The sequence below is a fragment of the Bradyrhizobium sp. BTAi1 genome, assembly GCF_000015165.1.
In the GTDB taxonomy this organism is placed as follows: domain Bacteria; phylum Pseudomonadota; class Alphaproteobacteria; order Rhizobiales; family Xanthobacteraceae; genus Bradyrhizobium; species Bradyrhizobium denitrificans.
Genome location: NC_009485.1, coordinates 5,541,491 through 5,565,300, shown reverse-complemented (window position 1 = coordinate 5,565,300; position 23,810 = coordinate 5,541,491). Strand labels below are relative to the sequence as shown.

Below are 23,810 nucleotides of genomic sequence, written 5' to 3'. Positions count from 1 at the left end.
CTTTCCCAAGTTCCGCCGCCACAGTGACATTGTGACGCGCGTCGGGCGCGCCGTTTCTGTTTGACGAGGGGGAGATCGATGGCGGCAACGGATGTGAGCATGGCGGGGACAGCTGCGCCGAAGCGAGGCCTGTTCGGCTCGCTGTTCTTTCAGGTCGTGGCTGCGCTTGTGCTCGGCATCCTGATCGGCGTCTTGGCACCCGAGACTGCACAGAGTCTCAAATTCTTCAGCGACGCGTTCCTGCGCCTGATCGCCATGGTGGTGGCGCCGATCGTGTTCTGCGTCGTCGTGCATGGCATTGCGAGCGCCGGCGATCTCAGGAAAGTCGGCCGCGTCGGCGTCAAGTCGCTGGTCTATTTCGAGGGCATGACCACGATCGCGCTGGCCTTCGGCCTGGTGCTGGCGCTGGTCTTCGGCCCCGGCCACGGCATGGACATCGACGTCGCCAAGCTCGACGCCAAGCAGCTCGCGAGCTTCGCCGACAACGCCCACAAGCTGCAGGGCGGCGGCTTCGGCGGCTTCATCCTCAACATCATTCCGCCGACGGCGTTCGACGCCTTCGCCCGCAACGACGTGCTGCAGGTGCTGTTCTTCGCGGTGATCTTCGGCGTCAGCCTGGCGCTGGTCGGCGAGCCCGGCAAGCCCGTGGTCGACCTGATCGAGTCCATCGCCAAGGTGCTGTTCAAGGCGATGGGGCTGATCGTGCGCGTGGCGCCGCTCGGCGTGCTCGGCGCCATCGGCTTCACTGTCGGCAAATACGGCGTCGGCTCGCTCAAGCAGCTTCTGGCGCTGGTCGTGCTGTTCTACGTCGCGGTGGCGCTGTTCGTGGTCATCGCGCTCGGCCTCGTGATGCGCATGGCCGGGCTCAGCCTGTTCAAGTTCCTGCGCTACTTGAAGGAGGAGCTGCTGATCGTGCTGGCGACGGCGTCGTCCGACTCCGTGCTGCCGCAGATCATGCGCAAGCTCGAGGCGATGGGCGTCAAGCAGGAGGTCGTCGGCCTGGTCATCCCGACCGGCTATTCCTTCAACCTCGATGCGTTCTCGATCTACCTGACGCTCGCCGTCGTCTTCATCGCCCAGGCGACCAACACGCCGCTGTCGGTCAGCGACCTCTTGCTGGTGCTCGGCGTGTCGCTGGTCACGTCGAAGGGCGCGCATGGCGTGCCGGGCTCGGCCATCGTCATCCTCGCCGCGACCCTCGGCGCGGTGCCGGCGATCCCCGCCATCGGTCTCGTGCTGGTGCTGTCGGTCGACTGGTTCGTCGGCATCGCGCGCGCTGTCGGCAATCTGATCGGCAATTGCGTCGCCACCGTCGTGGTGGCCGCGTGGGAGGACGATCTCGACCTCGCCAAGGCCAAGGTCGTGCTCGACCGCGGCACGGCGGAAGAGGTGGAGTATCAGGGAGCGTGATTGCTCCACGCGTCATTGCGAGCGAAGCGGAAGCAATCCAGAGCTACGCCAGACGACTCTGGATTGCTTCGTCGCTACGCTTCTCGCAATGACGGAGCAACAGGACCGCCCCGCTTCTCATCTCACCGGAACGGCCGCAGCTTCATGTGGCGGTTGGAGTCCTTGTAGAGCAGGTAGCGGAAGCGGCCGGGGCCGCCGGCGTAGCAGGCCTGCGGGCAGAAGGCGCGCAGCCACATGAAGTCGCCGGCCTCCACCTCGACCCAGTCGCGGTTGAGCTTGTAGACCGCCTTGCCTTCGAGCACGTAGAGGCCGTGCTCCATCACATGGGTCTCCAGGAACGGGATGACAGCACCCGGCTCGAAGGTGACGATGTTGACATGCATGTCGTGGCGGACGTCGAGCGGATCAACGAAGCGGGTGGTGGCCCAGCGGCCATCGGTGCCCGGCATCCCGACAGGCGCGATCGCCGCCTCGTTGGTGACGAAGGCGTCCGGCGCGGGGATGCCGGGGATGGCTTCATAGGCCTTGCGGATCCAGTGGAAGGTCGCGGGCGCCGCGCCGTCGTTCGTCAGCGTCCATTTGCAGCCCGGCGGCAGGAAGGCGTAGCCGCCTTTGCCAAGGCGATGCGCGGTGCCGGCGATGGTCAGCGCGATCTCGCCTGACACCACGAACAGCACGCCTTCGGCCTCCGGATCGGGCTCGGGCTGGGCGCTGCCGCCGCCGGGCGAGACCTCGACGATGTATTGCGAGAACGTCTCGGCGAAGCCCGATAGGGGACGCGCGATCACCCAGGTCCGGGTCTTGTCCCAGAACGGCAGCACCGACGTCACGATGTCGCGCATCACGCCCTTGGGAATGACGGCATAGGCCTCGGTGAACACGGCGCGCCCGGTGAGCAGATCGGTCTGCGGCGGATGGCCGCCCTGCGGCACGAAGTAGTTCGGCTTGTCCATCATCGTCTCTCCAAAACGCGCGCGAATCGTTCCATCGGGCGCGCCGTCAGTCGTCAGGGAATGCTCAAGACCAGCGGTCGCTCGAGCCACACTTCCTCAAGATTGTCGGAGGTCATGCGATCGACGACCATGAAGCGCGAGGCCTCGTCGAACACCAGCAGCGGATGGTGCCAGACGTTGCGGGCGTAGTTCACGCCCTGTCGCCCGGTGGCCGTGAAAGCCTGATAGCTCGCGGCATCGCGCGGATCGTGGCAGACGAGCACTAGCCAGGGCCGGTCCTGCAGCGGCATGAACAGCTGGCTGCCGAGCGGGTGCCGCTCCATCAGCTTGATCTCGATCGGCAGCGGGCGGGGCTTCGCCTCGAACAGGCTGATGTTCACGGCGGCGCCGCCCGAGGTCACGTCGATATTGGCGAGGCCGTTGCAGCGGCGGGCAAAACCCTGGTTGATCTCGATCGGCGCGGCGCCGTCGGTTTCGACAACGTCGCCGAAGGCAGCGAAGGCTGCCTTCGTCAGCGGTTGCGGCGTGAGGGAGGGCATCCGTCGTCGCGCGTCTCAGATCGCTTCGCCGCGCGCCGACGCCGCGGCGCTGCGGATGGCGGAAATGTTGCCGCGATAGGCCTCCATCGTGCCACCCTTGAACACGGCGGAGCCGGCGACGAAGGCATTGGCGCCAGCCGCGGCGAGCGCGCCGGCATTGTCGCGGCCGACGCCGCCATCGACCTCGATATCGATCGGCCGGCCCGCGGTCATCGCGCGCAGATCCTGGATCTTGCCGATTGCCGAGGGGATGAAGGCCTGGCCGCCGAAGCCGGGGTTGACCGACATGATCAGCACGAGGTCGACCAGGTCGAGCACATACTCGATCACGTTGAGCGGGGTCGACGGGTTGAGCGACACGCCGGCCTTCTTGCCGAGCGCGCGGATCGCCTGCAGCGAGCGATGCAGATGCGGGCCGGCCTCGGCATGCACCGTGATGTGGTCGCAGCCGGCCTTGGCGAAGGCTTCGAGGTAGGGATCGCACGGCGTGATCATCAGATGTGCGTCGAAGATCTTCGTGGTGTGCGGGCGCAGCGCCTTGATCACATCGGGGCCGTAGGAAATGTTCGGCACGAAATGGCCGTCCATCACATCGAGATGGATCCAGTCGGCGCCGGCGGCATCGACGGCGCGCACCTCCTCGCCAAGCTTGGAAAAATCGGACGCCAGGATCGATGGCGCGATGACGAGCGGACGCGGCGTGAAGGACTGGGTCATGGGCAAGCTGTTCCAGTGCGATCGGGTCTGTCGCCGTATCATGCAGGGGCGGCTGCGGCAACGCGAGCGGGAAAAATCTGCCGGGCGCGGCATGAATTGCCCGGCTCTTGCGACCGCAACATCGCGAAATATCCGGACATATCAGCACGTTGGTGCTGGCACGGCGATTGCGAGCGTCGTGGGGAGAAGGTTTGCCGCGCAAGTTGCGGCATTGCAGGAGTTTCGCCATGTGGTTTGCGCTGGGGGCCGCCTCGTCGGTCCTGGATGGCCTGCAGTCGTTGGGATCGACCAAGTCGGGATCCGGCAAGTCGGGAACCGGCGGAGGCCTGTTCGGCCTGAATGCCGGCGGCTCCGGCAGCTCGGGCCAGGTCAGTCCGTGGTCGAGCTCGTCGAGCAGCGGTTCCGGACAGATTGCGCCGGAGACGATGAATGCGCTGCTCGCGGCGCAGAGCCAGTCCGGTACGTCATCCAGTGCAGGCGCGGCCGATCCGCTGCAGGACCTGTTCTCGCTGATCGACGGAGATGGTGATGGCAAGATCACCAAGTCCGAATTCGAGTCTGCCCTCGGCGCCGGCGGCACCAATCTGGCCAATGCCGACAAGGTGTTCGGAAAGCTGGACCGCGACGGCGACGGCAATGTCAGCTTCAACGAGCTGGGGTCGGCGCTGAAGGGCGGCCATCACGGCCGCCGTCACCAGGCGGGCAATGCGGGTGCGGGCACCGGCGCGAGTTCGTCCGTGGGCGGGTCCAGCAGTGCGGGCGCCGATGCGCTGATGCAAGCGCTCTCGGGCGCATCAAGCTCGTCGTCCACCAACAGCGACGGCTCGACAACCACCACCATCACCTATGCCGATGGGTCCAAGACGACGCTGATTACGCCTGCGGCAACCACCGGGTCGAATGCCGCGATCTCGTCGTACAATATGATCGAGCAGCTGATGCAGCGGCAGCCCAAGCTGCGGGGCTCCACCACATCGACGACGTCGGTGACCGCGTAACGTTCAGCCGCCGAAGCGGTCCTGCCAGGAGGGCAGGGCGCCTGCGAACGGCAGCCGCTTGGCGTGATAGACACCGCGCGCGATCGCCCGCGCCAGCACGTTGGCCGCCACCATGCCGAGTTCGCTCAGCTCGACCAGCGGCTCGATCGGCCTGGCGCAGGTCGCCGCCGCGAACACGATATCGCCGTCGAGCGGCAGATGGACCGGATAGATCGCGCGCGCCATGCCGGTCTGCGCCATCATCGCGAGCCGCTTGGCCTGAGCCTTGGTCAGGACGGCATCGGTCACGACCAGGCTGATCGTCGTATTCTCCGCGCTCGATGCGGCCGGACCGCCCTTGATGCGCATCGCCAGCATGTCCGGCGTGAACGCCGCCGGCAGGCCGCGGCCACCGAACTCGCCATCCACCTCATAGGGCGCGGCCCAGAACCACGGACCATCGCCGACGGTGACGCTGCCGACCGCATTGACCACGGCGATCGCCGCGACCTTGACGCCTTTGGTGGTCGTGGCCGATGCCGAGCCGAGGCCGCCCTGCAGGTTGGCGGTGGTGGCGCCGAGCCCGGCGCCGACGCTCCCCAGCGCGAAGCCGGGGCCGGCGGCGGCCGCCGCCCGATAGCCGAGCTCGCGATACGGCGCATAGCGGCCCCAGGCCTTGTTGCCGCCATTGAGCAGGTCGAACACGATCGCGCCGGGCACGATCGGGATCAGCGCATCGCGCACCGCAAAGCCGCGGCCCTGCTCGGCAAGCCAGGCCTGGATGCCGCTCGCGGCCTCCAGCCCGAATGCCGAGCCGCCTGACAGCGCAATGGCGTCGATCCGCTCCACCGTGTTGGCGGGATCGAGCAGGGCATCCTCGCGCACGCCCGGCCCGCCACCGCGAATGTCGATCGCGGCCACCGCGGGCTGATCGAACAGGATGGCGGTCACGCCGGAGGCAAGCGCGGCATCATCGGCGTGGCCGACGCGGACGCCTGCGATATCGGTGAGGAGGTTCTGCACGGTCGACCTCGGCAGCAGATGATGATGCCGAATGGATAGCGCGGCCGGCGCAGCGTCTCAATGCCGCGCGCACGCGATGGCCAGCCTGGTGCAGCTGTGGGGAGTGCCGCGCGAGCCTCCGCCGCCCCTGCGGCCTCACGCGTCCAGGGCGATGCGGATCATGCGGGCGAGTTCCGGCTTGCGATAGGGCTTGGCGAGCAGCAGCACGCCGGCGTCGAGGCGGCCGTGATGCACGATCGCATTCTCGGTATAGCCGGACGTGAAGAGCGTTTTCAGGCTGCGCCGCTGCTTCTGGGCCGCCTCGGCGAGCTGCCGCCCGTTCATGGCGCCGGGCATGATGACGTCCGTGAACAACAGGTCGATCTCCGGATGGCGCTCCAGCACGTCGAGCGCCTCGGCCGCGTTGCCTGCCGCCAGGGTGCGGTAGCCGAGGCTCGTGACCTGGGCGATGACGTGTTGCCGGACCAGCGGGTCATCCTCGACCACCAGGACCGTTTCGTCGCCGCCGCGATAATCCGGCGTGTCATGACGGGCAGTGGCGGCCGTTGAGGACGCGGCCGAGCGCGGCAGATAGAGCTTGATCGACGTGCCGTGGCCGACCTCGCTGTAGATCTTGATATGGCCGCCGGATTGCTTGACGAAGCCGAACACCATGCTGAGGCCGAGTCCGGTGCCCTTGCCGACGCCCTTGGTCGAGAAGAACGGATCGAACACCTTGTCGAGATAGGCCGGCGGAATGCCGCAGCCGGTGTCGCTGACCGCGATCATGACATAGTCGCCGATCGCGACCTCGCTATTGGCATTGGCGTAATCCTGATCGAGCGCGACATTGGCGGTCTCCAGGGTGAGCTTGCCGCCTTGCGGCATCGCGTCGCGGGCATTGAGCGCAAGATTGACGATCGCCGTGGCAAGCTGGTCCGGATCGGCCAGCGCCGTGCACGGATCGTCCGCTAGGATGCGTTCGATCTCGATCTGCTCGCCGAGTGTCGGTCGCAGCAAATCGGCCGTCTCGACCAGAAGCGCATTCACGTCGATATCTGCTGGCTGCAGCGGCTGCTTGCGTGCGAAGGCCAGCAATTGCTGCGTGAGGCGGGCGCCGCGGTCGGCGGAGTCGTCGATCAGCTTCGCCAGCGACGCCAGCTCCGGGCGATCGGCGACGGACTCGGCAAGGATGCCGATGCTGCCGGTGATCACGGTCAGGATGTTGTTGAAGTCGTGCGCGACGCCGCCGGTGAGTTGACCCACCGCTTCCATCTTCTGGGCCTGGCGAAACTGCGCTTCGGCGGCCCGCTTCTCCGTGAGGTCGCGCCCGATGAAGAAATGGCGTTGCACCGGCTCGGACCAGCTCGCCATCCAATTCAGGATGACCGCACGGCCTTCCTTGTGCAGGAACTGGGCCTCGAAATTGTGGATGTCGTGTCCGCCCCGACAGGCAAGCATCTGGCTGCGAAACGACTCCAGCTCGGGCGGATAGACGAAGTCGCCGGCGTCGCGACCGACCATCTCCTCGGGCCGATAGCCAAGGATGGCGTTCGCGCTCGGGCTCACCTGGATCAATGTACCCTGCGAATCGGCAATCAGGATGAGATCCTGCGACGTCTCGAAGATGCGCCGTCGCTCCTCGGTTTCGCGGCTCAGCGCGTGACGAGTCCGCTTGCTCTCGGTGATATCACGGGCAACCTTGGAGGCGCCGATCACGGTGCCCCGTGCGTCGAGAACAGGAGAGACGCTCAACGACACGTCGAGCTCGTGGCCATCCTTGTGACGGCGCATGGTCTCGTGATGCTCGATCTTCTCGCCCCGGCCAATGCGTTCGAGGAGTCGATCGACCTCGCCGCGCCGCTCGGTAGGCACGATCAGCCCGATGTCGCTGCCCAGCGCCTCGCTGCCGTCATATCCGAACAGCTGCTCCGCGGCGCGATTCCACGACGTGATCTTGCCGTGCAGGGTCAGCGTGATGATCGCGTCGTTGGACGATTCGACGACGGCGCTGAGCAGCCTTTCGCGGGCGATGAAATGCGCCCGCTCGTTCTGGCTTTGTCGGTGCTGCTGCTGCAAGAGGCGGGTGAGCTTCGACTGCAGTCCGACATTGTCGGCGAGCAGAACGCCCAGCACGAAGCTCGCTGCCAGCAGCCCGTAGAGCCGGCCGGCATAATAGCCGAGATCGAACCGCGCGGCGTTGAGCAGCGAGGACAGCGCGAGATCGAACAGCCAGGCGCAGAGCACGACCATCACCCAGAGATCGAGGATGGTGTAGGGCCGTCGCTGAGCGAGCAGCAGCAGCGCGGCCAGGGTCACGCACCAGATCGCGCCGACCACGACCTTCAAGGCAAAATTGGCGGTTCCGCCGCTGATGAGCGCGGGAAGCGCGGCCTCATAGGTGATCACGAACCAGACCAGGGTCGTCAGCGCGATCGAGACCCCGACAATCGCGAGCAGCAGCGATCTCGACACCGACGCGACTTGGAACGAGCGCTTGATCGAGTCTTGGACCGACTCGTGGATCGAGCGGCGGCTGTGCAGCGCATAGGCGGCGACGAACAAGGGAAAGCCGCCATGCCAGATCATGTAGATCCACACCGCCGTCTGCGGTCCGGAGCCCATCAGGCCGGTCGGCGAAAACAGTCCAGGAAATGCCAGCGTGTGCAGAAACGCAGCCGGCGCGGTGAACAGATAGCCGCTGGCGAGCCAGAGAAGGGCCCGCGAGCGGAGCAGGACGAATTGAGAGAACAGCAGAAGCGCCGTGATCAGATCGTTCAGCGCCAGCGCCGATTGATAGCTCGCCACGAATGCAGGCATCGCCGCGAGCTGCACCTTGGCAAAGGGAGCGGCGGCAACGAACAGGCTTGCGGAAATCGCGACAGCGGCGAGGGCAACGAATTGGTCACGGCGCGTCGCAGGGCTTGCTGATAGAAAAATCTCCCGCGTATCTTCGACGTTTTGCATCTACAGGGCCCCGCGCGACAGGCATTAACGTGCGAGCCGTAGCTCTGACGCAGCGCTTGCGCGAAAAAAGATTATTCAAATAGAGGTTGCATAATACCCCGCATGGAACCGCGGTGGTCCGACTCGAAAACTGAAGTAACTGTACCTTTACTGCAAAAGGGATAAATATACCGGTAGTTGTAGCTGATTTCTTTTTATGTTGTAGGCTGTCCAACGAAAAAGTTTTGGAGAAGTTGATGTCGCGGATTCTGGTGGTCGACGATCAGAAGGATGTGCGGGCCATGATCAGCATGGTGCTCCGCGTCAATCAGTTCGAGGTGGTCGAGGCGGGAACCGCGACCGCTGGGTTGCAGCTGTTCCGCGACCAGGCCTTCGATGCCGTGATCGTCGACATTTACCTCGATGATTCGAATGGTCTCGATCTGGTCAGCGGGATGCGGGCCCTGGTTCCCGATGTGCCGGTCGTGGCCGTCTCCGGCATGAGTGCATTCGATGGGGCGGCGATGTCGGAGGAACTGACCCGTGTGGTCTATCTGCAGAAGCCATTCCGGCCGAACGAACTGATGCGCGCTGTCGAGACGGCGCGCAAAGCGGTGCGGGACAGGCCTGCAGCGACGCTCGCTGCCTGCGCGGGCTGATCACGCTGGCGCCAAGCAGGCGATCGCGATCCAACTCATCTCAGCAGAACGCCCCGGCCGATGACCGGGGCGTTTGCATTTGCGTGGGTGACCGGGCAACAATCAGGGATCAGGAGCCCTTGCTGCCGAGCTCGGCGTAGCCGCCCTTGGCGTCCCACTTGTAGACGACGTAGTCGATCTGCTTGATGTCGCCCTTGGCGTCGAAGCCGAGCTTGCCGAGAACCGTGTCCCACTCGCCGGCCTTGATGGTGTCCATCACCTTCTTGGCGTCGGTGGTGTTGGCCTTCTTCACGGCCTGCGACCAGACCTGGATGGCGGCGTAGGTGTAGAGCGTGTAGCCCTCGGGGTCGATGTTCTTGGCCTTGAACTTGTCGACGATCGCCTTCGCGGTCGGCTTGTTGCGCGGCTCGGGGCCGAAGGTGAACAGCGTGCCTTCGGCGGCCGGGCCGGTGATCGACGCGAATTCCTTGTCGTTCATCGCATCGCCCGCCATCAGGATGGTCTTGAGGCCCTGATCGCGCATCTGGCGCAGGATCAAGCCGGCTTCCTGATGATAGCCGCCGACATAGACGAGGTCGATGTTCTCACGCTTCAGGCGCGACACGATCGCGTTGAAGTCCTTGTCGCCCTTGTTGTACGACTCGAACATCTTCTCGGTGACGCCGGCCTTGTTGAGCGCCTTCTTGGTCTCGTCGGCGAGACCCTTGCCGTAGGTGGTCTTGTCGTTGAGGATCGCGATGTTCTTGCCCTTGAAGTTCTTCGCGATGTAGTTGGCGGCGACGAGGCCCTGCTGATCGTCACGGCCGCAGACGCGCGCCACGTTCCACAGCTTGCGCTCGGTGAACAGCGGGTTGGTCGAAGCCGGGGTGATCTGCAGCACGTTGCTGTCGGCATAGGCCTCGGAGGCCGGGATCGACGACGACGAGCAGAAATGGCCGGCGACGAACGGAATGCCGGAGCCGGCGAGCTTCTCGGCGACCGAGCGGGCCTGCTTCGGATCGCAGGCGTCGTCACCCACCTGCAAAGCGAGCTTCTTGCCGAGCACGCCGCCTGCAGCATTGAGATCGGCGATCGCCATCTCGGCGCCGTTCTGCATCTGGCGGCCGAAGGCCGACTCGCCGCCGGTCATCGGGCCGGCCACGGCGATGGTGATGTCTTCGGCGTAGGCGGCGGTCGAGAGCGCAAGCGACGCGCCCAGCGCCAGACCAATGAGTTTGAGTGGTTTCATGAGAAATCCTCGCGGGGGTAGGTCGACACGGAACGGCCCGAACGGCGGGCCGCAGACCGCGCGCATTGTGGCTGATTTTCCGCCGAAGTCACCGGCATTTTTCGGGCAGATCGACGAAGGGCTAAGGCCATTTCGGCCGGAATGCGAGGGCCCGCCTCAGTGGCGGCCGCCCTCGAGATAGGCGGCGCGGATCTCCGGGCGCTGCAGCAGCTCGGCGCCGCTGCCCGACAGCGTGATCAGTCCGTTGACCAGCACATAGCCGCGATGGGCGAGCTTCAGCGCGTGATTGGCGTTCTGCTCGACGATCAGCACCGTCAATCCATCCTGCCGATTGAGCGTCCGAATGGCGTCAAAAATCTGTCGCGCGATCAGCGGCGCGAGCCCGAGCGAGGGCTCGTCGAGCAGCAGGAGCCGCGGCCGGCTCATCAGGGCCCGCCCGATCGCCAGCATCTGCTGCTCGCCGCCGGACAGCGTGCCGCCGCGCTGCTCGAAACGCTCCTTCAACCGCGGGAACAGCGCGAACACGCGATCCAGCGTCTCGGCGCGCTGCGCTTCGGTGGTGGCGCCGGCGTCCGCGCCCATCTGCAGATTTTCCGCAACGCTCATGCGCGGGAAGATGCGGCGGCCCTCCGGCGATTGCGCGATTCTGAGCCGGGCGATCTGATGCGTCGGCACCTGCGTGATGTCGCTGCCATCATAGACGATGTGTCCGGAGCTGGCGCGCGGCCGGCCGAAGATCGACATCATCAAGGTCGATTTGCCGGCGCCGTTGGCGCCGATCAGCGCGACGATTTCCCCGGCCTTGATGTCGAGATCGACGCCCTTGAGCGCTTCGATCTTGCCGTAGGAAGCACGCAGATTGCGAATCTGGAGCAGGGACGCGCTCACGCCTCGGCCTCCAGGACGGCTGCGGCCTCTTCCTCGTCAGTGCCGAGATAGGCGGCGATGACCTTGGGATCATCACGGATGTCGCGCGGCGTGCCTTCGGCGATCTTGACGCCGTAATCCATCACCACGATGCGGTCGGAGATTTCCATCACGACGCTCATGTCATGCTCGATCAGGAGGATCGACGTGCCGTGATCGCTGCGGATCGACAGCAGCAGCTCGCTCAGCGCGGCGCTCTCGCGCGCGTTCAGGCCGGCGGCGGGCTCGTCGAGGCAGAGCAGGGCGGGTCCGGTGCACATCGCACGTGCGATCTCCAGCCGCCGCTGATCGCCGTAAGCAAGATTGCCGGCAGCATCGTCGGCGCGGTCGAGCAGGCCGACGCGCTTCAGCCAGAACACCGCATTGTCGATTGCGCTCTGCTCGGCCGTGCGCCACGAGGGGACGCCGAGCAGTCCGAGCAGCGTCAGGCCGGAAGCGCGCATCAGCGCGTTGTGCTGCGCCACCATCAGGTTCTCCAGCGCCGTCATGCCGGGAAACAGCCGGATGTTCTGGAAGGTGCGCGCCACCTTGGCCTGCTTGGAGATGTTGAAGTCCTTCAGCTTCTGCATCTCGTATTGCGTGCCGTCATCGTGCGTCAGGCGGATCACACCCGACGTCGGCTTGTAGAAGCCGGTGATGCAGTTGAATACGGTGGTCTTGCCGGCGCCGTTGGGGCCGATCAGCGCCGTGATCTGCTTGCGCTGGGCGGAAAACGACAGCGCATTGACGGCGACGATGCCGCCGAAGCGCATGGTGAGGTTCTCGAGCGCGAGAATGGGAGCGGAGCTCATCCGTGGCCTTCCTTGACGAGGTCCGAAGAGATGCTCTTGGATTTTTCGAGGAACACGGTCGGCGAGCGATGGCCGACGATGCCGCGCGGACGCCAGATCATCACCAGCACCATGGCCAGACCGAACACCAGCATGCGGTAGACCTCGAGGCTTCGGAACAGTTCGAAGCCGCCGATCATGGCGAGCGCCGCCAGCGCCACGCCGAGCTGCGACCCCATGCCGCCGAGCACGACGATCGCGAGCACCAGCGCCGATTCCTGGAAGGTGAAGGACTCGGGACTGATGAAGCCCTGGCGGGTGGCGAAGAAGGCGCCGGCGAAGCCGCCGAACATGGCGCCGGTGGCGAACGCCGTCAGCTTGGTGGTGGTGATGTTGATGCCGAGCGCGCGGCAGGCAACCTCGTCCTCGCGCAGCGCTTCCCAGGCGCGGCCGATCGGCAGCCGGCGCAGCCGGATCGTGACCCAGTTGGTGAGCAGCGCCAGCGCCAGGATCAGATAGAACAGGAACACGATGCGATGCGTCGGCGAGAACGGAATGCCGAGCATCGCGGCGAGTCCATCGGGGCCGGGCGTCAGCGGAATGCCGAACAGGCTCGGGCGCGGAATGCCGGAGATGCCGTTGGGGCCGCCGGTGACGTCCTGCCAGTTGATCAGCACCAGGCGGATGATTTCGCCGAATGCGAGGGTGACGATCGCCAGATAGTCACCGCGCAGGCGCAGCACGGGGAAGCCGAGCAGCACGCCCCAGAACGCGGCGAGGATGCCGGCGAGCGGCAGGCAGATCCAGAACGACAGGCCGAACGTGGTCGAGAGCAGCCCGTAGGAATAGGCACCGACCGCGTAGAACGCGACATAACCGAGGTCGAGCAGGCCGGCGAGGCCGACCACGACATTGAGGCCCCAGCCCAGCATCACATAGGTCAGGACAAGGATGCCGAGGTCGAGAATGTAGCGCTGATTGTAGAAGATCACCGGCACTAGCAAGGTGAAGATCAGCAGCGCCGGGGCGAGGTAGCGGCCGGCGACCGACAGGCCGCTCTGCACGGAGGCGGGCACAAAACTGCCGAGGCCGCCGCGCGGGCCGAGCCACAGCCGCAGCAGCTCGACCACGATCGAGCCGACGAAGACAGCGCCGACCAGGCTCGCGAGCTCGCCGAAGCGGGTCCAATATTCGAGCTGCCCGCTCTGGCCGGCCTCGGTACGGACGCCGACCATCAGCGAGAACAGGCCGAGCGCGACGAGCGCGCTGAGGACGGCCTTTTTGAGGATGAAGCCGGCTCCGACCGGTTCGGAGCCATTCGAGGCGGGGGGCGAAGAGGCTGGAAGGGACGCGCTCACACGGGCTCCGTCGTCAGACTTTTTCGACTTCGGGACGGCCCAAGAGGCCGGTCGGCATGAAGATCAGCACCACGATGAGGATCGAGAACGCCGCCACGTCCTTGTACTCGACCGAGAAATAGGCCGACCAGAACGTCTCGATCAGGCCGATCGCGAGACCACCGAGCATCGCGCCGGGCAGCGAGCCGATGCCGCCGAGCACGGCGGCTGTGAAGGCCTTGATGCCGGCGACGAAGCCCATGAAGAAATCGACCAGGCCATAATATAACAGGTACATCATGCCGGCGACGGCGGCGAGCGCCGCACCGATCACGAAGGTCATCGAGATGGTGCGGTCGACGTCGACGCCGAGCAGTGCCGCCATCGTCTGGTCCTGCTCGCAGGCGCGCATGTCGCGGCCGAGCCGGGTGCGCGACACCAGCCAGGTGAACAGGCCGAGCAGCACGATCGTAGTGATCACCACGACGATCTGGATGTTGGACAGCTGGACGACAAAGCCGCTCTCGCCCTCGTGCAGCGTGTAGCCGCCTGTGACGATCGGCGGGACCGGCTTGACGCGCGCGCCCTGCGACACCTGCGAGAAATTCGTCAACACGAACGACATGCCGATCGCCGACAGCATCGGCGCCAGCCGGAAGGAGTGGCGCAGCGGACGATAGGCGATGCGCTCGATGGTCCAGCCATAGAGCGCGGTGATCGCCATCGAGACCAGCAGCACGATCAGCAGAATGACCGGCACTGCGGTGAGCCCGACCGACACCAGGACCAGGAACGAGATCAGCGCGATGAAGCCGCCGATCATGAACACGTCGCCATGGGCGAAATTGATCATGCCGACGATGCCGTAAACCATGGTGTAGCCGATGGCGATCAGGCCGTAGATCGAGCCGAGGACGAGGCCGTTGATGAGCTGCTGGGCGAAATAATCCATGAACTGCCGTGACTGAGAAGAGCTGGAACGTCCGAGACTGGTTCGCAACGCGGCGGGGGCCTTCCGGTCGAGTGCTGGCTGGCCATACACCCGCGACGGGAGGCGACGCGTCTTGCAGTACTAACAGCTAGGAACCGGGTGCCGCAACAGCGTGCAGTGCCGCAATTGCGGGCTTATCCCGCCTGCTTTGATGGCGTGGTTCCATCGCCATGATTGAGGCAGACGACCGCGAGCGAATCCAGGCCGAGCGTGCGCGGCCCTGCAACACCGCACCCTGTTCCCGCATTGGTTGTGACTGCGATCACCCAGGGAGCCTCGCATGAGCAGCCTTACCGACAAGAATCAGGGTCACCAAAATCCGGGACAGAATCAGCAGGGCCAGACCCAGGGCAAGGCGATCCGCCAGGACGAGGGTCAGGCGCCTGATCCACAGCGGCACGATCCACAAGGCGGGGAGTGTGGCAGCACGTCGCGCGGTTGAGCCGCTGCCGGCGCGGGCAGGGCGCAAAGCGGCGGCGACGTCGGGGTGCATCGCGGCGGGGCATGAGACCCCGCATGTCGCGTTCGCCTTCGCCCTTTCGGGCTGCGGCTGTCGCTCATGCGGGCTACGGGCTTCGGCTCCGGAACCACCGGCGCGTCACGGCCGCCCATTAAGGTAAACAAAGGGTTTAAATTGCCCGGTGCGTTTGCCGCGCGTTAGCTCGTCAGGAACCAGCCCGAGGGGCGGGAGCGTGACGCGGGGCGTGACATGATCAAGATCGACGCGATCAGGAACTGGCGGCTGAGCTGCGTCAACGGTGTGCTGCTGGCGCTCTATTTCATTCCGGTCTGGACCATCATTGCCTTCCACATCATGGTCGCGCCGGTCCAGGGATTGTTCGAGCGGCCCAACATCGCGGTCGCTCTGTTCATCAGCGATCACCTGCATCTATCGGCCATCGACACGGTCCGTGCCGCCTGGTTGCTGGCGCTGGCGCGGCTGACGGTCGCAGGCTTCTTCGCGATGTTCCTGGTTCTGATCCTTGTGCCGCAGGTGCGAAGGGTGGCGGGCTATGTCGAGGCGCTGTCGATCGGGCTTGGTCTGGGCAGCGCGCTGAGCTTCTTCAGCATGATCATGGCGGCACAGATCGGGGAGGCACAGGCGTTGCGCCTGCATGCCACCGAGCTCCTGATGCTGTTGGGCACGGCCATCGTCCTCTTGGTGGAGAAGCCGGTCAGTCAGTCCATGCCGGCCTCTGCAATCGTCCCCGCGAAGTCGCTGCAGCCGACCGCGGCGCATGGCACCGCCGGCGCCAAGGCCTGATCCCGGCAGCGCTCAGCGCTGCGTCAGAAAGCCCAGCACGGCGTCGTTGAACGGACCTGCCGCCTCGACATTGGAAATATGCGCGGCGTCGACGATCGTCATGCTGGCGCCGGGGATCCGACTGCGAATCGCTTCGGCCATCGCGATCGGCGTCGATTTGTCGTAGCGGCCGGCGACGACGAGCGTCGGGCTTTTGATCCCAGGCAGGTCCTCCCGCAGATCGAGCGCCCGCAACGCCTCGCAGCAGGCGAGGTAACCTTCCACCGGTGTCGCCACCAGCATCGCTTTCATGCGATCGGCAACGTCCGGATTACGGTCGCGGAACTCTTGGGTCAGCCAGCCTGCGATCACCATGTCGGCGATGCCGGCGAGCCCTGTCTCCTGAACAGCCTTGATGCGCGCACCCCAGATCGCCGGATCCGGGTAGTAGCAGGTGGTGTTGGCCAGCACGAGCTTGCCGATCCGCCCGGGGGCGTGGGCCGCGAGCCATTGCCCGACCATGCCGCCCATCGAGACGCCGCACCAATGCACCTTCTCGATGTTGAGATCGTCCAGAATGGCCAGCGCATCGCGGCCGAATCGTTCGATGGAGTAGGGGCCGGGCGGCACCTGCGATTTGCCATGGCCGCGCCGATCATAGCGGATGACGCGAAACACCTGGGTGAAGGCGCGCATCTGCGGCTCCCACATCTGCAGGGTCGAGCCGAGTGAGTTCGACAGCATCAGGGTCGGCCCGCCGTCGCGGCCCTCGACGGTGACATTCAGCAGGCAACCGTCGGCATCGATCATCGGCATGGGCGTGATCCTTCGTCGCAGGCGGCCGCGCCGCCGGAGGAATCGTGCAGATTTGAGGGCGAACTAACCACTGCCGCAGCCGTCTGCCAATCAAAACCCTGGGGCGACGGACCCGCAATGCTGCGGTGCTCCTGCGAATCTGCAACGCTTCCTGGCGCTGCTTGCCCTTCCTTTTGGGCCCCCGGTGCTTTACTTGAATGCCTCTAACCGCGCCAATCGGGGGGAGATGCACATGGCAATGACGATGACGGGCGAGGTCCAGCTGGCGGCTCCGCGAGAGTCGGTCTGGGCCAAGCTGAACGACCCGGAGGTGCTCAAGGCCTGCATTCCCGGCTGTGAGGAACTGGAAAAGACCGAAGACGGCGGCTTCCGCGCCGTCGCCAAGATGAAGGTCGGGCCGGTGTCCGCGCGCTTCAAGGGCAAGGTCACCTTGAGCGATCTCGATCCGCCGAACGGCTACAAGATCTCCGGCGAGGGCGAGGGCGGCGTGGCCGGATTCGCCAAGGGCGGCGCAGTCGTCGCGCTGGCGGAGAAGGACGGCGGCACGCTTCTGACCTACAATGTCGAGGCCCAGATCGGCGGCAAGCTCGCGCAGCTCGGCCAGCGCCTGATCAACGGCACCGCCAAAAAGCTCGCCGACGAGTTCTTTGCGAACTTCGCCAAGGCCGTCCAGGGCTGACCGCAGACCTCAGGCGCGTCCGGTGGCCAGGTTGCCGGCTGCCGGGAGCGCCCATATGATGGTTTTCGAATGATTTTGCTGGGCTGCGCTGCAGTGCAACGCTGTGGCGCGGATAATAGAGAGTCCTGAATGGCCAAGATTTCCATGATTGTGAACGGTAATCCCGTCACGGCGAATGTCGATCCGCGGACGCTGCTCGTGCAGTTCTTGCGCGAGAATCTGCGCCTCACCGGCACGCATGTCGGCTGCGACACGTCGCAATGCGGCGCCTGTGTCGTGCATCTCGACGGCAAGGCGGTGAAGTCCTGCACCACCCTCGCGGTGATGGCCGATGGTCATGAGGTCAGGACCATCGAAGGGCTGGCAGCCGACGGCGCGCCGTTGCATCCGATGCAGGAGGCCTTCCGCGAGCACCACGGCCTGCAATGCGGTTTCTGCACGCCGGGCATGATCATGACGGCAGTCGACCTCGTTCACCGCAAGGGTCACGATCTCAGCGAAGAGGTCATCCGCGAAGAGCTCGAGGGTAATCTCTGCCGCTGCACCGGGTATCAGAACATCGTGCAATCGATCGCCGCCGGCGCCAAGGCCATGGCGAAGTCGGACCTCGCCTAAGCCGCCCGCCGCGCACAGGACATCCCCATGTACGAATTCAAATATCACCGGCCGGCCACCGTGCGCCAGGCCGCCAATCTCCTGACCAAGAACGAGGATGCCAAGCTGGTCGCGGGCGGCCACACGCTGGTGCCGGTCATGAAGCAGCGGCTCGCCAGCCCGCCGCATCTGGTCGATCTGTCGCATATCGAGGGGCTCGATACGATCGAGCTGAAGGGGCGCAACCTGGTGATCGGCGCGATGGCGCGTCACGCCGATGTGGCGAACTCCGCCACGGTCGGCGAGGCGATCCCCGCGCTCGCGCATCTGGCGGGCCTGATCGGCGATCCTGCCGTGCGCCATCGCGGCACCATCGGCGGCTCGATCGCCAACAATGATCCGACGGCGGACTATCCGGCGGCCTGCCTCGCGCTCGGTGCCACCATCGTCACCAACAAGCGCAAGCTGAAAGCCGAGGAGTTCTTTCTCGGCCTGTTCACCACCGCGCTGGAGCCGGACGAGATCATCACCAAGGTCAGCTTCCCGCTGGCGAAGAAGGCGGCCTATGTGAAGTTCCGCAACCAGGCCTCGCGCTACGCGCTGGTCGGCGTATTCGTGGCGCGCCGCCCGTCGGATGTGCGCGTCGCCGTGACCGGCGCCGGCGGCAATGGCGTGTTCCGCGTCACCGCCTTCGAGGAGGCGCTGCAGAAGCGCTTCTCGCCGAAGGTGCTGGAAGGCATCCACGTTTCGCCGGAAGGTCTCAACAGCGACATCCACGGCAGCGCCGAATATCGCGCCCATCTGATCGGCGTGCTTGCGCGTCGCGCTGTCGATGCGGCCAATGCCGAAGCCAAGGCCTCGACCGGATCGGACGCCACCGAATCCGATTCGGCTGCGCCCGAGGCTCCGGCGTCGTGACGGGCGAGGGCGGTCAAGGAAGGCGGTCTCGCTCATGAGTGCTGCAGCGCTGCCGGCATCGGTCGATGCGATGCTCGAATTGTTGTCGTCGCGCGGCTATCTGGCCGAGCGATCGCTGGCGACGGTGACCTATCTGTCGCTGCGGATGGGCCGGCCGCTGTTTCTCGAAGGCGAGGCCGGCGTCGGCAAGACCGAGATCGCCAAGGTGCTGTCGGCGGCGCTTGGCCGCAAGCTGATCCGGCTGCAATGCTATGAGGGCCTCGACGTCGCCTCCGCGGTGTATGAGTGGAACTCGGCGGCGCAGATGATCGCGATCCGGCTGGCGGAAGCCGGCGGCGAGGTCGACCGCGACCAGTTGTCGTCGGACATTTTCGCCGACCGTTATCTGATCAAGCGTCCGCTGCTGCAGGCGTTGGAGCCGGATGTCGCGGGCGCCCCCGTGCTGCTGATCGACGAGCTCGACCGCGCCGATGAGGCGTTCGAGGCCTATCTGCTCGAAATTCTCTCCGACTTCCAGGTCACGATCCCCGAGTTCGGCACCGTCAAGGCGCCGCATCCGCCGATCGTCATCATCACCTCGAACCGCACCCGCGAGATTCACGACGCGCTGAAGCGGCGCTGTCTGTATCACTGGGTCGACTACCCATCGGCCGAGCGCGAGCTCGCCATCGTCAAGACGCGGCTGCCCGGCATCTCGCAGCGGCTCTCGCAGCAGATCGTGCGCTTCGTCCAGGCGCTGCGCAGCCAGGACTTCTACAAGTCGCCGGGCGTCGCCGAGACGCTCGACTGGGCCACCGCGCTGACCGAGCTCGACGCGCGCTCGCTGAATGCCGAGGTGGTCGGCGACACGCTCGGCGCATTGCTGAAGTATCAGGACGACATCGCGCGCATGCAGGGCGATGCGTTGCAGAAGGTGATCAAGGACGCGACCAGCGAAACGTAGGTCACGCTGGTGCCCACAGGGGGGCGTGTTGCCGGGGCACAGCGAGGTCGGCCCGTCTCACGCCCTAACAAAAGTCGTCATTGCGGGATGCGCCGCAGGCGCAGGCCCGGAATCCATAGCCACGATCGTGAGTATGGATTCCGGGCTCGCCCTCCGGGCACCCCGGAATGACGAACTCAATTTGAGGCGTGTGCGAAGCGACGAGGGATCAGAACGTGCCCACCAGCATCAATCACCTCGCACCACCCACCGGCGGCATTGCCGACAACATTGCAGGCTTTGCGCGGGCGCTGCGTGCAGCAGGTCTTCCGGTCGGGCCAGGCGCTGTGATCGATGCCATGACCGCGCTCGAGGTCATCGACATCGGCAAGCGCGCGGACGTCTTCACCACGCTGGAATCGATCTTCGTCAAGCGCCATGAGCACGCGCTGATCTTCGCCCAGGCCTTCGACCTGTTCTTCCGCCCCGCCGAGGAGTGGAAGTCGATGCTCGATTCCGTGCCGCTGCCGGATCACGCCAAGAAGAAGCCGCCGCCGGCGTCGCGCCGGGTGCAGGAGGCGATGGCCCAGCCGCAGATGCATGAGGAGCCGAAGGCGCAGGAGCAGGATCTGCGGCTGTCGGTGTCCGACCGCGAGGTGCTGCAGAAGAAGGATTTTGCCCAGATGAGCGCGGCCGAGATCGCCGAGGTCGCGCGCGCGATCGCCAAGATGCGGCTGCCGCAGGCCGAGCTGAAGACGCGCCGCCACACCACAGATCCCCGCGGCCACCGCATCGACATGCGCAAGACCTTGCGGCAGGCGCTGCGCACCGAGGGCGAGATCATCAACTTCCATCGCCTGGGACGGATCGAGAAACCGGCGCCGATCGTGGCGCTGCTCGATATCTCCGGCTCGATGAGCGAATACACCCGCCTGTTTCTGCATTTCCTGCACGCCATCACCGACGCCCGCAAGCGCGTGTCGGTGTTCCTGTTCGGCACCAGGCTGACCAACGTGACGCGGGCGCTGCGGCAGCGCGATCCGGACGAGGCGCTGGCGAGTTGCTCGGCCAATGTCGAGGACTGGGCCGGCGGCACCAGGATCGCCACCTCGCTGCAGACCTTCAACAAGCAATGGGCGCGGCGCGTGCTCGGGCAGGGCGCGATCGTGCTCCTGATCTCTGACGGGCTCGAGCGCGAGGCCGACAGCAAGCTCGCCTTCGAGATGGACCGCCTGCACCGCTCCTGCCGCCGCCTGATCTGGCTCAACCCGCTGCTGCGCTATTCCGGCTTCGAGGCCAAGGCGCAGGGCATCAAAACCATGCTGCCCCACGTTGACGAATTCCGCCCCGTACATAACTTGACCTCGATCGAGACGCTGATCTCGGCGCTGTCATCGCCGCTCCCGCCGCACATCAGCCGCGTGATCCGGCCCGCCGCCTGAGACCCGTCCTTCCGAAGGAGACAGCCATGCTGAACCGCGACGAAGACATCCTCAAGGCCGCCGAGGACTGGCGCACATCCGGCCATGGCGTGGCGCTCGCCACCGTGGTCGAGACCTGGGGCTCGGCGCCGCGGCCAGTCGGCTCCAATCTGGTTATCAATGACGATGGCACGTTCCTGGGCTCGGTATCTGGCGGCTGCGTCGAGGGCGCCGTCGTCACCGAGGCGCTCGACGTGATCTCCAGCGGCCAGCCGAAGATGCTGGAGTTCGGCGTCGCCGACGAGACTGCCTGGAATGTCGGACTGTCCTGTGGCGGCACCATCCGCGTGTTCGTCGAGAAGGTGGGCTGAGAGATGCAGCTTTCAACGCTCGCCGAACTCAACGCCGAGCGCGCCGCGCGCCGCCCGGCCATCCTCGTGACCGACATCGCCTCCGGCGAGCAGCGCCTGGTCAAGGCCGCCGACATCGCGGCTGATCCCCTGCGCAACGAGCTCGCCACGCATCTGCGCATGGGCAAGAGCGGCATGGTCGAGGCCCAGGGCAAGCGGCTGTTCCTGAACGTCTACGCACCGACGGCGAAGCTCGTCATCGTTGGCGCGGTCCATATCAGCCAGGCCTTGGCGCCGATCGCCAAATCGCTCGGCTATGACGTCACGGTCGTCGATCCGCGCACCGCCTTCGCCAGTCCCGAGCGCTTTCCCGATGTGCCGCTGATCGCCGAATGGCCCGACGTGGCGCTGCCGCCGCTGAATGTCGATCACTACACGGCGTTCGTGGCGCTGACGCATGATCCGAAGATCGACGATCCGGCGCTGCTGCACGCCTTCTCGCGCGACTGCTTCTATATTGGCGCGCTCGGCTCGCGGAAGACCCATGCCAAGCGCGGCGACCGGCTGCGGGCGCAGGGCGCCAGCGACGCCGACATCGCCCGCATCCATGCGCCGATCGGGCTGGCCATCGGCGCGGTGTCGCCGTCGGAGATCGCGGTGTCGATCATGGCCGAGATCACCGCCACGTTGCGGCTGCCGGCCAAGGAAAAAGAGCAGGCGGCATGAAATTCGGTCCTGCCAGTCCGGCTGAGGCGATCGGCGGGGTGACCGTGCACACCCTGCGCAAGGGATCATTGGTGCTCAAGAAGGGCACCTTGATCGGCCCCACCGAGGTCGAGGCGCTGGTCAGGGAAGGCGTCAAGGAGATCGTCGTCGTGAGGCTCGAGGCTGGCGACGTCTCCGAGGACGAGGCCGCCGCTGACGTCGCCAAGGTGGTGGCGGGCGAGGGCATTCATGTCGATCGCGCCTTCACCGGGCGCGCCAATCTGTTTGCGGCGCAGGCCGGCGTGCTGGTCGTCGACCGCGCCGCCGTCGATCGCATCAACGAGGTCGATGAGGCGATCACCTTCGCGACCCTGCCGGCGTTCAAGCCGGTGGTCGAAGGCGAGATGGTCGGCACCGTCAAGCTCATTCCATTCGGCGTCGAGGGCCGCCTGCGCGATGCCGCCGTGGCGGCGGCCGGAAAGGGTGCGCTGAGGGTCGCGCCCTATGTCGTCAAGCGCGTCGGCGTCGTGTCGACCATCTTGCCCGGGCTGGCTCCGAAGGTCATCGACAAGACGCTGCGGGTCACCGCTGAGCGTCTGGCGCCGGCGGGCGCGGCCGTCATCGCCGAGCGCCGCGTGCCGCATGAGCAGGCCCCGCTGGCCGCTGCCATCAAGGACCTGCTCGGCCTTGGCGCCGAACTCGTCATCGTGTTCGGCGCCTCGGCGATCGCCGACCGCCGCGACGTGATCCCGGCGGCCATCACCGGCATCGGGGGGGCCATCGCGCATTTCGGCATGCCGGTCGATCCCGGCAATCTGCTGCTGATTGGCAGCGCCGCTGGCGTGCCGGTGCTGGGCGCCCCCGGCTGCGCCCGCTCACCAGCCGAGAACGGCTTCGATTGGGTGCTGATGCGGCTGCTCGCCGGGATCAAGGTGACGCGGGCGGAGCTGACGGCGATGGGCGTCGGCGGCCTGCTGATGGAGATTGTGACGCGGCCGCAGCCGCGGGCCAAGCCGGAGGTCGAGGGCGAGCGCAAGGTCGCCGCCATCGTGCTCGCGGCCGGGCGCTCGACCCGAATGGGCGGACCGAACAAGCTTCTGGCCGAGCTCGACGGCAAGAAGCTGGTGCGGATCGTCACCGAGCAGGCGCTGGCCTCGAAGGCCAGCGAGGTCATCGTCGTCACCGGGCATCAGGCCGAGCTGGTCGAGCAGGCGCTGTCGGATCTCGACGTCCGCTTCGTCCGCAATCCCGATTTTGCCGGCGGTCTTGCCAGCTCGGTGAAAGCCGGCATCGCCGCGGTGCCCGATACGGTTGATGGCGCGGTGGTCTGTCTCGGCGACATGCCGATGGTGTCGTCGGGCCTGCTCGACCGCCTGATAGCCGCCTTTGCACCGGATCGCGGCAATTTGATCGTCGTGCCCGTCTCCGAGGGGCGTCGCGGCAATCCCGTATTGTGGTCGCGCCGCTTCTTCGCCGAGCTGATGACCCTCGATGGCGATGTCGGCGCGCGGCATCTGATCGCCAAGCACACCGAGGCCGTCGCCGAGGTGCCCGTCGACGGCGACAGCGCCTTCCTCGACATCGACACGCCGCAGGCCCTGGAAGCCGCGCGACGCGGCTGAATCGTGTAGATGGGGTAACGGGCCGACCACCCGAGCGGCACGCTCACTCCTGCGCTATTTGGGAGCGCGTTCGCGTGCCGCCCG

At 65.9% G+C, this 23,810-nt stretch carries 24 protein-coding genes; 13 read left to right on the top strand and 11 right to left on the bottom strand.

Annotated elements, in window-relative coordinates; genetic code table 11:
- Positions 1-78: 78 nt before the first annotated feature.
- On the top strand, positions 79-1,410 hold the full coding sequence (locus BBTA_RS24965) for a dicarboxylate/amino acid:cation symporter (protein ID WP_012045280.1): 1,332 nt from the start codon (positions 79-81) through the stop codon (positions 1,408-1,410).
- A gap of 122 nt (positions 1,411-1,532) precedes the next feature.
- Here the strand turns inward: BBTA_RS24965 and BBTA_RS24960 are convergent, their stop codons facing one another.
- The 3 genes from BBTA_RS24960 to rpe are packed head-to-tail and all read right to left on the bottom strand — an operon-like array spanning position 1,533 to position 3,619.
- Positions 1,533-2,363, bottom strand: coding sequence for a bifunctional allantoicase/(S)-ureidoglycine aminohydrolase (locus tag BBTA_RS24960; protein WP_012045279.1), 831 nt, complete (start codon positions 2,361-2,363; stop codon positions 1,533-1,535).
- Positions 2,364-2,416: 53 nt separating this feature from the next.
- On the bottom strand, positions 2,417-2,902 hold the full coding sequence (locus BBTA_RS24955; RefSeq protein WP_012045278.1) for an ureidoglycolate lyase: 486 nt from the start codon (positions 2,900-2,902) through the stop codon (positions 2,417-2,419).
- Positions 2,903-2,917: 15 nt separating this feature from the next.
- Positions 2,918-3,619, bottom strand: a complete 702-nt coding sequence (gene rpe / locus BBTA_RS24950) for a ribulose-phosphate 3-epimerase (RefSeq protein ID WP_012045277.1) — start codon at positions 3,617-3,619, stop codon at positions 2,918-2,920.
- A gap of 227 nt (positions 3,620-3,846) precedes the next feature.
- On the opposite strand from rpe, the gene BBTA_RS24945 reads away from it, so the two are divergent.
- Positions 3,847-4,617: an EF-hand domain-containing protein gene (locus BBTA_RS24945; protein WP_012045276.1), complete on the top strand. Its 771-nt coding sequence runs from the start codon at positions 3,847-3,849 to the stop codon at positions 4,615-4,617.
- A gap of 3 nt (positions 4,618-4,620) precedes the next feature.
- Here BBTA_RS24945 and BBTA_RS24940 read toward each other — a convergent pair whose 3' ends face one another.
- Positions 4,621-5,619, bottom strand: coding sequence for a P1 family peptidase (locus BBTA_RS24940; protein WP_012045275.1), 999 nt, complete (start codon positions 5,617-5,619; stop codon positions 4,621-4,623).
- A 135-nt stretch (positions 5,620-5,754) separates the two neighbouring features.
- The gene (locus tag BBTA_RS24935; protein ID WP_012045274.1) at positions 5,755-8,565 is read right to left on the bottom strand and encodes a PAS domain S-box protein; all 2,811 of its coding nucleotides are present in this window, start codon (positions 8,563-8,565) and stop codon (positions 5,755-5,757) included.
- 236 nt (positions 8,566-8,801) lie between these two features.
- Between BBTA_RS24935 and BBTA_RS24930 the strand changes: the two genes are divergently transcribed.
- Entirely contained in the window at positions 8,802-9,203 is a 402-nt protein-coding gene (locus BBTA_RS24930) for a response regulator (RefSeq protein ID WP_012045273.1), read from the top strand.
- A 109-nt stretch (positions 9,204-9,312) separates the two neighbouring features.
- Here BBTA_RS24930 and BBTA_RS24925 read toward each other — a convergent pair whose 3' ends face one another.
- The 5 genes from BBTA_RS24925 to BBTA_RS24905 form a co-directional block, all read right to left on the bottom strand.
- On the bottom strand, positions 9,313-10,431 hold the full coding sequence (locus BBTA_RS24925) for a branched-chain amino acid ABC transporter substrate-binding protein (protein ID WP_012045272.1): 1,119 nt from the start codon (positions 10,429-10,431) through the stop codon (positions 9,313-9,315).
- 156 nt (positions 10,432-10,587) lie between these two features.
- Complete coding sequence (locus tag BBTA_RS24920) at positions 10,588-11,319, bottom strand: ABC transporter ATP-binding protein (RefSeq protein WP_012045271.1); 732 nt, start codon at positions 11,317-11,319, stop codon at positions 10,588-10,590.
- Entirely contained in the window at positions 11,316-12,149 is an 834-nt protein-coding gene (locus BBTA_RS24915; protein WP_012045270.1) for an ABC transporter ATP-binding protein, read from the bottom strand. The genes BBTA_RS24920 and BBTA_RS24915 overlap by 4 nt, the downstream gene beginning before the upstream one ends.
- Positions 12,146-13,486, bottom strand: a complete 1,341-nt coding sequence (gene livM, locus BBTA_RS24910) for a high-affinity branched-chain amino acid ABC transporter permease LivM (RefSeq protein ID WP_012045269.1) — start codon at positions 13,484-13,486, stop codon at positions 12,146-12,148. The genes BBTA_RS24915 and livM overlap by 4 nt, the downstream gene beginning before the upstream one ends.
- Before the next feature lie 13 nt (positions 13,487-13,499).
- The gene (locus BBTA_RS24905) at positions 13,500-14,417 is read right to left on the bottom strand and encodes a branched-chain amino acid ABC transporter permease (RefSeq protein ID WP_012045268.1); all 918 of its coding nucleotides are present in this window, start codon (positions 14,415-14,417) and stop codon (positions 13,500-13,502) included.
- A 319-nt stretch (positions 14,418-14,736) separates the two neighbouring features.
- On the opposite strand from BBTA_RS24905, the gene BBTA_RS40875 reads away from it, so the two are divergent.
- Positions 14,737-14,898: a hypothetical protein gene (locus BBTA_RS40875; RefSeq protein ID WP_168167917.1), complete on the top strand. Its 162-nt coding sequence runs from the start codon at positions 14,737-14,739 to the stop codon at positions 14,896-14,898.
- A gap of 267 nt (positions 14,899-15,165) precedes the next feature.
- Positions 15,166-15,720: a hypothetical protein gene (locus tag BBTA_RS24895; RefSeq protein WP_012045267.1), complete on the top strand. Its 555-nt coding sequence runs from the start codon at positions 15,166-15,168 to the stop codon at positions 15,718-15,720.
- Between the two features lie 12 nt (positions 15,721-15,732).
- Here BBTA_RS24895 and pcaD read toward each other — a convergent pair whose 3' ends face one another.
- Positions 15,733-16,515, bottom strand: a complete 783-nt coding sequence (pcaD, locus tag BBTA_RS24890) for a 3-oxoadipate enol-lactonase (RefSeq protein ID WP_012045266.1) — start codon at positions 16,513-16,515, stop codon at positions 15,733-15,735.
- Positions 16,516-16,747: 232 nt separating this feature from the next.
- Between pcaD and BBTA_RS24885 the strand changes: the two genes are divergently transcribed.
- From BBTA_RS24885 to BBTA_RS24850, 8 genes are all read left to right on the top strand, one after another.
- A complete protein-coding gene (locus tag BBTA_RS24885) occupies positions 16,748-17,194 on the top strand; it encodes a carbon monoxide dehydrogenase subunit G (RefSeq protein ID WP_012045265.1) in 447 nt (148 codons plus the stop codon).
- 129 nt (positions 17,195-17,323) lie between these two features.
- Positions 17,324-17,809, top strand: a complete 486-nt coding sequence (locus BBTA_RS24880; protein ID WP_012045264.1) for a (2Fe-2S)-binding protein — start codon at positions 17,324-17,326, stop codon at positions 17,807-17,809.
- 27 nt (positions 17,810-17,836) lie between these two features.
- Positions 17,837-18,706 (top strand): xanthine dehydrogenase family protein subunit M, encoded by an 870-nt coding sequence (locus BBTA_RS24875; protein ID WP_012045263.1) that lies wholly within the window; start codon positions 17,837-17,839, stop codon positions 18,704-18,706.
- A gap of 34 nt (positions 18,707-18,740) precedes the next feature.
- Positions 18,741-19,649, top strand: coding sequence for a MoxR family ATPase (locus BBTA_RS24870; protein WP_012045262.1), 909 nt, complete (start codon positions 18,741-18,743; stop codon positions 19,647-19,649).
- A gap of 215 nt (positions 19,650-19,864) precedes the next feature.
- Positions 19,865-21,070 (top strand): VWA domain-containing protein, encoded by a 1,206-nt coding sequence (locus BBTA_RS24865; RefSeq protein WP_012045261.1) that lies wholly within the window; start codon positions 19,865-19,867, stop codon positions 21,068-21,070.
- Between the two features lie 26 nt (positions 21,071-21,096).
- Positions 21,097-21,420, top strand: a complete 324-nt coding sequence (locus BBTA_RS24860; protein ID WP_012045260.1) for an XdhC family protein — start codon at positions 21,097-21,099, stop codon at positions 21,418-21,420.
- Between the two features lie 3 nt (positions 21,421-21,423).
- A complete protein-coding gene (locus BBTA_RS24855) occupies positions 21,424-22,125 on the top strand; it encodes an XdhC family protein (RefSeq protein ID WP_012045259.1) in 702 nt (233 codons plus the stop codon).
- Positions 22,122-23,726 (top strand): NTP transferase domain-containing protein, encoded by a 1,605-nt coding sequence (locus BBTA_RS24850; protein WP_012045258.1) that lies wholly within the window; start codon positions 22,122-22,124, stop codon positions 23,724-23,726. Before BBTA_RS24855 ends, BBTA_RS24850 begins: the two co-directional genes overlap by 4 nt.
- The last annotated feature ends 84 nt before the right edge of the window (positions 23,727-23,810 follow it).

What these genes read in the sequence shown, in the direction of transcription:
- BBTA_RS24935 (WP_012045274.1), bottom strand. Translation starts at nt 8,565, where the DNA reads ATGCAAAACGTCGAAGATACGCGGGAGATTTTTCTATCAGCAAGCCCT.
- BBTA_RS24895 (WP_012045267.1), top strand. Translation starts at nt 15,166, where the DNA reads ATGATCAAGATCGACGCGATCAGGAACTGGCGGCTGAGCTGCGTCAAC.
- BBTA_RS24955 (WP_012045278.1), bottom strand. Translation starts at nt 2,902, where the DNA reads ATGCCCTCCCTCACGCCGCAACCGCTGACGAAGGCAGCCTTCGCTGCC.
- BBTA_RS24850 (WP_012045258.1), top strand. Translation starts at nt 22,122, where the DNA reads ATGAAATTCGGTCCTGCCAGTCCGGCTGAGGCGATCGGCGGGGTGACC.
- BBTA_RS40875 (WP_168167917.1), top strand. Translation starts at nt 14,737, where the DNA reads ATGAGCAGCCTTACCGACAAGAATCAGGGTCACCAAAATCCGGGACAG.
- BBTA_RS24930 (WP_012045273.1), top strand. Translation starts at nt 8,802, where the DNA reads ATGTCGCGGATTCTGGTGGTCGACGATCAGAAGGATGTGCGGGCCATG.
- BBTA_RS24855 (WP_012045259.1), top strand. Translation starts at nt 21,424, where the DNA reads ATGCAGCTTTCAACGCTCGCCGAACTCAACGCCGAGCGCGCCGCGCGC.
- BBTA_RS24945 (WP_012045276.1), top strand. Translation starts at nt 3,847, where the DNA reads ATGTGGTTTGCGCTGGGGGCCGCCTCGTCGGTCCTGGATGGCCTGCAG.
- BBTA_RS24870 (WP_012045262.1), top strand. Translation starts at nt 18,741, where the DNA reads ATGAGTGCTGCAGCGCTGCCGGCATCGGTCGATGCGATGCTCGAATTG.
- BBTA_RS24880 (WP_012045264.1), top strand. Translation starts at nt 17,324, where the DNA reads ATGGCCAAGATTTCCATGATTGTGAACGGTAATCCCGTCACGGCGAAT.
- BBTA_RS24875 (WP_012045263.1), top strand. Translation starts at nt 17,837, where the DNA reads ATGTACGAATTCAAATATCACCGGCCGGCCACCGTGCGCCAGGCCGCC.
- pcaD (WP_012045266.1), bottom strand. Translation starts at nt 16,515, where the DNA reads ATGCCGATGATCGATGCCGACGGTTGCCTGCTGAATGTCACCGTCGAG.
- BBTA_RS24885 (WP_012045265.1), top strand. Translation starts at nt 16,748, where the DNA reads ATGGCAATGACGATGACGGGCGAGGTCCAGCTGGCGGCTCCGCGAGAG.
- rpe (WP_012045277.1), bottom strand. Translation starts at nt 3,619, where the DNA reads ATGACCCAGTCCTTCACGCCGCGTCCGCTCGTCATCGCGCCATCGATC.
- BBTA_RS24925 (WP_012045272.1), bottom strand. Translation starts at nt 10,431, where the DNA reads ATGAAACCACTCAAACTCATTGGTCTGGCGCTGGGCGCGTCGCTTGCG.
- BBTA_RS24915 (WP_012045270.1), bottom strand. Translation starts at nt 12,149, where the DNA reads ATGAGCTCCGCTCCCATTCTCGCGCTCGAGAACCTCACCATGCGCTTC.
- BBTA_RS24965 (WP_012045280.1), top strand. Translation starts at nt 79, where the DNA reads ATGGCGGCAACGGATGTGAGCATGGCGGGGACAGCTGCGCCGAAGCGA.
- BBTA_RS24905 (WP_012045268.1), bottom strand. Translation starts at nt 14,417, where the DNA reads ATGGATTATTTCGCCCAGCAGCTCATCAACGGCCTCGTCCTCGGCTCG.
- BBTA_RS24860 (WP_012045260.1), top strand. Translation starts at nt 21,097, where the DNA reads ATGCTGAACCGCGACGAAGACATCCTCAAGGCCGCCGAGGACTGGCGC.
- BBTA_RS24960 (WP_012045279.1), bottom strand. Translation starts at nt 2,363, where the DNA reads ATGGACAAGCCGAACTACTTCGTGCCGCAGGGCGGCCATCCGCCGCAG.